The following is a 1,020-nucleotide window of genomic DNA, read 5'->3' on the forward strand; positions in this document are numbered from 1 at the left end:
ATTTGGCATATTCAAGTTTTTGTTGTGCACTGAGTGTTACTTTTGATTTTCTGGTCATAGTGATACCTTTTGGGTTTAGCTCATTTTACGCTATAAACCTGTCCAGTTTCATTAGACCATTACACACCCTGACCCAGTTGGAACGGGTGCAATTGTTGAAACTAATGAAGAATGCGAATGCTGCGGTCTTTCAAAAGGCTACAAAGCTGAATCAACAATTTACGCAATAGATGAGATAGAAATTATCTGCCCATGGTGTATATCAGATGGCTCTGCTGCAAAAAAGTTTGATGGCGAGTTTTCGGATTCACATCCTCTACTATCAAATGGTATTGATAAAGAAATCGTCAAAGAGGTATGTGAAAGAACTCCAAGTTTCATTTCTTGGCAGCAAGAGCGGTGGTTATCTCATTGTAACGACGCATGTGAATTTCATGGTGATGCTCAAAAGTCAGACTTAGAATCACTGGAAGGCGAGCAACTAGAAGCCTTCTTAAGAGAAGAATATATTTCTAAAGACCTTTGGCCTAGTATTGTTCATTCATATGTTCCGGGCAATAATCTTGCAGTTTACAAATTTAAATGTAGGCATTGTGGTCAAAATAAATTCTACACAGACTGTGACTAAAGCTAATCGGGTAGCCGGAGGTCTCTAACCTCCCTCCACACTACCCATCATGCACTTTTCATTAACAGGAAGTGCTATAGGCGGTTCATCTCCCGTTATCAATATTGATCCAAATATCTTTCAATGACACTAAACCTTGTGAAGCTAAATAGTTATTGCTCAGCGCAATGTTAATTCCTTTTGTTTTTGAGCTTCGACAAGGGTCTTCGCTTCCAAGCGCCTACTTTTGGTATGGTGATACCGCATGCTATGGCCAGTCGCTCACGGAACAAAATTGACACCCATTATAAATAAATGCTGAAGTCATCAAACTTAACCGTGCAAAAAACTGCCTGCCCGCAATTACTCTTCGAGGAAATGTTGTTTGTAATAAATAACGTGACTAATGTCCG

Annotated in this window: 2 protein-coding genes; both read left to right on the forward strand. The window is 39.6% G+C overall.

What is annotated here, in order from left to right; all coding sequences use genetic code 11:
• Positions 1 to 230: hypothetical protein (locus H5154_RS23475; RefSeq protein ID WP_220493445.1), on the forward strand; the 230-nt coding region annotated here is incomplete at its 5' end.
• Complete coding sequence (locus H5154_RS22845; protein ID WP_310736634.1) at positions 152 to 628, forward strand: CbrC family protein; 477 nt, start codon at positions 152 to 154, stop codon at positions 626 to 628. The genes H5154_RS23475 and H5154_RS22845, both read left to right, overlap by 79 nt.
• Positions 629 to 1,020: the final 392 nt, after the last annotated feature.

Source organism: Pseudoalteromonas sp. SR44-5 (assembly GCF_014163675.1).
Lineage (GTDB): Bacteria > Pseudomonadota > Gammaproteobacteria > Enterobacterales > Alteromonadaceae > Pseudoalteromonas > Pseudoalteromonas rhizosphaerae.